Below are 7,378 nucleotides of genomic sequence, written 5' to 3' on the forward strand. Positions count from 1 at the left end.
AGGCGCGGCTAAGGCTTGGGGGAATAGGCAAAAGAATGGCAGAAAATGCCGCCTTTTGCAGGTGTGAATAAGCGAAATAGCATTAAAAAGACTGGAGTGTGATCTTGCCTGCCGCTTGGCCGGATGATTATTTTTTTATGGGCAAAAAATGAGCCTTGAATCGGCCAGCATTTGGCCTTGATGGTGGCCGCATCGGCATTGTTTGATAGAGGGGTAAAGTAAACCAGGGGCCAGATAATGAAATCTAACTTTAAAAACGAAATACAGACGTTTGGGCGTTCCCTATTATTGCCGATTGCTGTTTTAGCCCCGGTGGGGATGCTAATGGGGATCTGTAGCGCGCTAGGCCAGGCGTATATGATCGACAAGCTGCCGTTTCTGGGAAATGCCTACTGTAAGGCGATCCTGTCCTCGGTGGGATTAATCAGTAGCGTAGTGTTCCAGAATATCCCATTGCTGTTTGCCATGGGGGTTGCTTATGGCATGTCAAAGAAGGAAAAGGGAATTGCAGTATTCGCTTCGGTGATCGCCTACCTGACCTTATTGATCTCAATGCACGTGCATCTGAAAGTGATGGATCAACTGGTGACGGAGAATATGGCGTTGGTCGGGCAGGGCATGGTGCTCGGCATCCACACGCTGAAAATCGAAGCGCTGGGAGGGATCATTGCCGGTTTGCTTGCCGCAAAAGTGACAGACAGGTTCTATCGGCTACAGCTGCCGCTGGCATTTGCCTTCTTCAGCGGTAAGAAATCGGTCGCCATCCTGTCGATTGCCTTCACCATCCCGGTCGGGCTACTTATTCCTTTCGTGTGGGATGTATTTACCTATGGGATGCGGAGTATTTCCACCGTGATGATGGCGCCGAACATCGGTGCCGGCATTTATATGACCTTAAACCGCTTGCTGATCCCGTTTGGCTTGCACCATGTCCTGAGTTCAACGGTGCGCTTTACCGAAGCGGGTGGCACCTATCTGATTGACGGGCAGACCTACGTTGGCATTCTGCCTGCCATGAACAAAATCCTGTTTGAACTGGGGCCAAACCATCCGGCCTGGAATGAGTTCATGCCAACGCTGTCCAGCTACCTGGCGTCGTCGCAGATGCTGACCACCCTGTTCCGTGTCCCGGCTATCGGGCTGGCGATGTATCACATGGCCTATTTCAAGAACAAGAAATTTGCCAAAGGGATGATCCTGACCGTGGTGCTGACGGCGGTCCTCGGTAATATCACCGAGCCGCTCGAGTTCTCCTTCCTGTTTATTGCGCCGCAGCTCTTTGTTATCTACGCGATATTGTGTGGCCTGCTGACCATTCCGCTGCAAATGTTGGAAGTTTCGATTGGCTATATTCGCGGCACGATATTTGACTTCGGCATCTTCGGGCTGATGTATGAAAACACCCACTGGGTAAACCTGTTGCTGCTGGGGGCGATTAACTTTGTGGTGTTCTATGGCGTGTTCCGCTATGCCATTGGCAAATTCGATATCAAAACCCCCGGCCGTGAAAACGAGATGGCGGACAGTGCGCTACTGAATAACAAAGAGTACGACAAGGTAGCTGAGCTGGTCGTCGAGGGGCTGGGCGGCAGGCAGAACATTAAGCGGGTGGAAAACTGTGTGTCGCGGCTGCGCATCGACCTGGGCGATCAGAAATTGATGAACATGGAGTTGCTGAAAGAAGCGGGGTCATTGGGGACGTTTATTGCCTCCAACAATCATATTCACGTTGTTTTCGGGCCACACGTTGAGTTTGTCCGTAACGCGGTAGACGACAATCTTGCTGGCATTCAGCAACGTTAACAGGAGAACGGCATGCGCGCACTTTATGATTCCAAGAGTAAAACCATCGATCATCAGGGCATGAAAGACCTGTTCACTCACGAGGCCAGAGTGCAATCGTGGCTCGACGTAGAGGGTGCTTTGGCGATAGCGCAGGCCAAGGTGGGGATGATCCCCGCTGCGGCGGCAGAAAACATCGCTGCCAACTGCCGGTTGGAGCGGATCGACCTGGCGGAGATCGATCGTTTAATGCGCCAGATCGGTCACGGTTTTGTGCCGGTGATCAAGGTGCTGGTCAAGGCTTGTGATGCGGAAAGTGGCAAGTACGTGCACTACGGCGTGACCACCCAAAACATTCAGCAAACGGCCCACCTGTTGATCGTACAGAAATTCCACCGTCATCTGATGAAGTTTGTTGATGCCACCTTGATCAATCTGGCCCGCTTGGCCAAGACCCATAAAAATACCCTGATGGCGGGGCGCACCCACGGTAAACACGCGCTGCCCATCACCTACGGCTATAAGGTTTCCGTGTGGATCTACGAATTACTGGCGGCGGTGGAACGCATGCAGGAAGCGGAAAAACGCGTTTTCACCGTAATGATGGGCGGTGCGGTAGGGGCTTTTCACGCCACGGGGGAAGAGGGCAGAACGGTGCAGGATCTGGTTGCCGAACAGCTTGGCATGCACTCCATGCTGGTGCCATCACGCAGTGCCAGAGTGTTTCGCGCCGAGTACATCAGCAACCTGTGTTTGCTGGCGACCACCCTGCATAAAATCGCCGAAGAGGTCTATCAGACGTCCAGCGAGGAGTTTGGTGAGGTCTCCGAGGCATTCACCAAAGGCACCGTGGGCAGCAGCACCATGCCGCAGAAGGTCAATCCCAAGCTGGCTAAGGGTATCATTGCCAACGCCCAGAAGCTGTATTCGGTGATGACGGCGGTGCTTTACGTCTGCCCTAGGCCATTCGAGGCGGACAGCTCGGCCTACTTTATCTTTGATGCCAGCCTACAGGAAAGCATCGAGCTGATGGCCGAGATCATCCTGCGTGCCGAGGAGTTGACGCGCACGCTGGTGATTAACCCTGAGCGGATGCACGACAACGTGATGCTGACGCACGGGCTTATCAACAGCGAGAAAATCATGATGAAGTTGGTGGATAAACTGGGTAAGGATCCGGCCCATGAGCTGGTTTACAACATGGCGATGCGCAGCACTCACGAACATCTAGAATACGGTGAAATTTTAAGTCAGGATCCGGTCATCGCGGATAACTTCACGGCACAAGAGATTGCAGAGTTGCTGGATCCCGGTGCCTATACCGGTCTGTGTGCCGTGTTGGCTGACGAACTGGCGGATCGGGTATTGGAGAGAAACCATGAATGACCAGCGCTCTGGGGTCATCAAATCCAACCGGATTGTTTTCCCCGACGGTATCAAGGCCGGTTATCTGCTGGTGGAGCAAGGGCAAATCAGTGGGTTCACCAGCCACTTTTCCGGTAGCTGCATCGACCATAGCGAGCGGATCGTCATGCCCGGCTTTGTCGATATTCACGTACACGGCTGGGGGAGGGGGTCGTTCGGCTACAAGGGCAATAAGGAATCGCTAAAGTGGATGAGCCATGATTTAGTCAAGGCTGGCGTCACCTCGTACCTGCCCACGTCTGGCACCATGCCTAATGATTTCCTTGAGGTATCGTTGGTGGAGGCCGCCGACTATATTGCCACGGCCACGCCAGCAGACGGGGCCGAAGCTATCGGCATCCATATGGAAGGCCCCTACATCAGCGAAAAACACCTTGGTATGCAGCGAGCCGATTGCCTGCAACGGCCAAGCGTAGAGGGATTCGAACGTTTTAATCGGCTGGCAGGTCATAACATCCGCCTGATGACGCTAGCGCCAGAGCTGGAAGGGGCGTTGGAGTTGATTCGTTATCTGCGGGCGCAGGGGATCACTGCGTCGGCAGGGCATACCGATGCCACCTTTGCCGAGGTTACGGCTGCGGTGGAGGCGGGGTTAAACCACTTCACCCACGCTTATAGCGGGATGCGTGGCTTCCATCACCGTGAGCTCGGGGTGGTTGGAGCGCTGATGTATTACCAGGATACTTATGCGGAAGTGGCCAAGCAGAGCGGTATCACCATCAAGCCGGAGGCATTTGATCTGCTCTACCGCCTGAAACGCGATCGGCGCATGGTGTTGATGAGCGACTGTATGGGCTATGTGGATTTCCCTGAAGGGTATGAGTTTCACCATTACCTGCGCAAAGAGACCTTCCGTATCAAACAGGGGCAGCTAGAGATTACTTCAGACGGCGGCGACACGCGGCACGTTTGCCCTTGTGACTATGATGAGGTGCAGCAGTTGGAGATGAATTTCCTGGATTCGGTTAAGAACATCGTCGATCGTCTGGATAATGGCCTGGTGTCGGTCGCCAGCATTGCTTGTGAAAATCCGGCGTTTCTGGCGGGAGCTCAAGACCGCAAAGGCTCACTGTGCCCGGGTAAAGATGCCGATATTCTGGTGCTGGATGAAGGGCTGGATTTGGTGGAAGTTTATTGCCGTGGTCTGTATCAGCCCCAGGGCGCAGCATGCAGCGCCCCTACCGAGAGACACGGTGGTTAAATTTGTAGGGGCGTAGCATGCTGCGCCACCGTTGTCAGATGAAATAATCCGGATATTCCCGCTCTAACAGGGCACGCAGTTGCTGGCGATCCAATCCTTCTACCTGTCGAATAAACTCCTCTGCCGGGATCTTCTTCTTCGCCCGGGAAAGCCCGTGCTGGCTGAGCAGCGAGATATCATCGCGCGTGAGATAGAAATTCACCTTGATGTAATCCAACTGATAATACTTCAGGTAGCTGGAGATCTTGTTGGTGAAGGTAATCAGCAAATCAAACGGGATCTGTTCGAGCGTGTGCAATTCATTGATATTAACGTAGCCAACAATCTCAATATGGAAGTGTGACTTTAGCACCTCCTTGAAGTAGCCCACCTTACTTTCAGAAGAGTTGGTCACGATGATCACGCGTTTTTTCTGCTCGCTGTGGACTCGGTTTTGCAGCTCGTATTTCTTCAGGATCAACACCAGCGTGGACAGGTGTACCGTCGAAAAGATGGTCCGATAGTGCTGCGCGATGGGCGCGGTGGCTTGGGTGACGCCTTGATAGAGCAGCGCGTACCGGGTCTGCATCTGATGCAGCTTTTTATCGTCAAAGTAGAGATTGAATTTGTTTTGTACGATGCTCGCATAGATGAACTGGTAGATCTCGGCGAAGAAGGGTGAGCGGTTGTGAATTTCTGCCCGCAGCAGTGGGGTGAGACATTCACATAGCTGGCCAACGAGCGCGATCAATGTCGGGTCATAGATATCGAACGGCCGCCAGGTATAGGTCAGGGATGAAATCAGCAGATCGAGAAAGCGATTTTCGTGCTCGTTTTCCAGCAAACCAAAGTCAGAGGACTGAATAAAGCTCAGGTTATCGCTGTGGGTGATGGTGTGCCCGCGCCGCATACGATGCAGCGCGATACTCATATACACCAGAAAGTATTTTTTGCTGTTATAACCCAGAGTGATCCGCTGGCTGAGCCGTTGTTGATACAGCTCGGCGGCGGAATTGATTTCCGCTTGGCATGTCTTTAAGAACTGCGTGGCAATGGAGCGATTGATTGGTTCGTTGGCTTTGTGTGGCACCAGCAGATGATCTTCGCCGATCTCAATGGTTTTCAGGATCGTCAGGCAGATGGCGATGCGTAGCAGAATTTCGTCGCCATCCAGGCGCGACCCTTGTTTAGGAATGGCGGTAACGGAAAGGTGGTTGGCCTGCAAAAATGCCGACAGTGCCTGATTATCATTTTTGAGCGTGGTCGGGCTGACGTTAAACTTGCGGTAATACTCGCTTTTGTTCACCACGTTTTGCAGGCACAGCGCCACGCTGAGATCTTTGACACGTTCTTCGGCGGTAGTGATATAGCGATTAAACGGGACCTGTTCGAGAAAGGCGATATATTCCCGGTAACTGATCGCCGTAACGATCGCTTGCCCGTCCAGATGCAGGTGGAAATCTGGCTCCAGGAACTCGTTGATTTCCTTCATTGAACGCTTTAGCGTCGACATGGTTTTGCCAAACCTGGCGGTGACATCCGCGATCGCGACAGGGCTGTGTTCCTGGAGATATTTTAACAATGACAGGTCAAAACTGTTCACTAGGGCTTCTCAACGTCTGGTCTGAAGTCTCGGGTAGTGAACAGTATCGAAAATGTAGATTTTTGTCTGTGAGCTGGGCGGGGAAGAAGAGTAACCGCTAGGAGGGATCATAGTGGTTCAACATGGCCAACCACCCGTGATATTTCCGGGAATTGAATTCTCAATTGCCGTTCGATATGGTCCACCGCATCGTGCACCGCTGAGATCGTCAAGTCCGGCAACGCCCGACAATGAAAATTCACAATCACGCCCTGCGATGTTTTTCTAGCCCGGATATCATGGATGTCTTGAACCAATCCGCTGTTTTCAGCCGATATCGTCAATGCCTGTTCAAACTTCGCCAGTTCGGCGTGCCCTACGTTCTGGCTGACCAGCCAATCCAGCATCTGCGGTTCCAGGTGGGTTTCAATCTCGGTATTTTCGCCCAAGGTCTGGCGTAAATCATCCTCCACGTCGCTGGCAATATCATGCGCCTGCTCTACGCTGGCATTGGCTGAAACCAACAGATCCATGCCGATCGCCACACGATCCGTCAATTGTTGAAGTGAGAGACTTTGCACCACCGCCCCATGGTTGGCGGCAAGCATGCGGATACGGGTGGCCAGATCTTCATCGCTTCTGGTTTGAGGGATAGCAATCACCCTCACTTCCGAGTTGGCATAGTGCTGTTCAAACTTGGTGGTTACGGCCTGCTTCAATGCCTTGATCCGCTCAAGCGGCAGTGACCGGCACACCCCGACGTTCACCTCGATAAACAACTTGGCTCCACCGTTACGTAGGCGAATATTCTCTGTAGACAACACCGCAGGGAAATCGTTAAGCATGATCGCGATTTCTTCCCGTGTGCCAGCAGGTGCGGTATCAATCAGGGAGTCAAATGAGCGTTTCCCCAGTTTCAATGCGGCAAGCAGGATAAAACAGGCCACTATCAGCGCCGCCAGCGCATCCGCACGGACAAAGCCAAATACGACAAAAACCATGCCCAACAGCACCACGCCGGAAGACAGCATATCTGAGAAGAAATGCAGCGCGTCGGCCTCCAGAGCCGCGCTGTTGGTGGCTTTGGCCACGCGGCTCAAGGCCCGGACACGGAAGAAGTCAACCACAATGGACACCACCAATACCGCAATCACTACTGGTGCAGCCACAATCTGGTTTGCCTCACCCATCAGGCTACTCACTGCTTCAAACATGATCCAGCCTGCGGCCGCCAATAGCAGCAGCATTTCAAACAGTGCGGCCAGATTCTCGACCTTGCCATGGCCGAAGTGATGATCGTCATCGGCCGGTTTATCACTGACGCGCACCGCCCACCAGGTGATACTAGTGGCAATAAAATCGGTAAATGAATGGATGCCTTCGGATATGGTAATGCCTCTAATTAGTTG

At 52.9% G+C, this 7,378-nt stretch carries 5 protein-coding genes; 3 read left to right on the forward strand and 2 right to left on the reverse strand.

What is annotated here, in order from left to right; all coding sequences use genetic code 11:
* The first annotated feature begins 237 nt into the window (after positions 1–237).
* The 3 genes from U869_RS0117840 to U869_RS0117850 are packed head-to-tail and all read left to right on the forward strand — an operon-like array spanning position 238 to position 4,408.
* Positions 238–1,803: a PTS transporter subunit EIIC gene (locus U869_RS0117840; RefSeq protein WP_025123224.1), complete on the forward strand. Its 1,566-nt coding sequence runs from the start codon at positions 238–240 to the stop codon at positions 1,801–1,803.
* Between the two features lie 12 nt (positions 1,804–1,815).
* Positions 1,816–3,168 carry an adenylosuccinate lyase family protein gene (locus U869_RS0117845; protein ID WP_025123223.1) on the forward strand — a complete coding sequence of 451 codons (1,353 nt, stop codon included), beginning with the start codon at positions 1,816–1,818 and terminating at the stop codon, positions 3,166–3,168.
* A complete protein-coding gene (locus tag U869_RS0117850; protein WP_025123222.1) occupies positions 3,161–4,408 on the forward strand; it encodes an N-acetylglucosamine-6-phosphate deacetylase in 1,248 nt (415 codons plus the stop codon). The genes U869_RS0117845 and U869_RS0117850 overlap by 8 nt, the downstream gene beginning before the upstream one ends.
* 34 nt (positions 4,409–4,442) lie before the next feature.
* Here U869_RS0117850 and U869_RS0117855 read toward each other — a convergent pair whose 3' ends face one another.
* Together U869_RS0117855 and U869_RS0117860 are read right to left on the reverse strand one after the other, a co-directional pair.
* Complete coding sequence (locus U869_RS0117855) at positions 4,443–5,990, reverse strand: hypothetical protein (protein ID WP_025123221.1); 1,548 nt, start codon at positions 5,988–5,990, stop codon at positions 4,443–4,445.
* A gap of 107 nt (positions 5,991–6,097) precedes the next feature.
* Positions 6,098–7,372: a cation diffusion facilitator family transporter gene (locus U869_RS0117860; RefSeq protein ID WP_071998252.1), complete on the reverse strand. Its 1,275-nt coding sequence runs from the start codon at positions 7,370–7,372 to the stop codon at positions 6,098–6,100.
* Between the last annotated feature and the right edge of the window lie 6 nt (positions 7,373–7,378).

Source organism: Serratia sp. H1w (assembly GCF_000633355.1).
GTDB lineage: Bacteria > Pseudomonadota > Gammaproteobacteria > Enterobacterales > Enterobacteriaceae > Chania.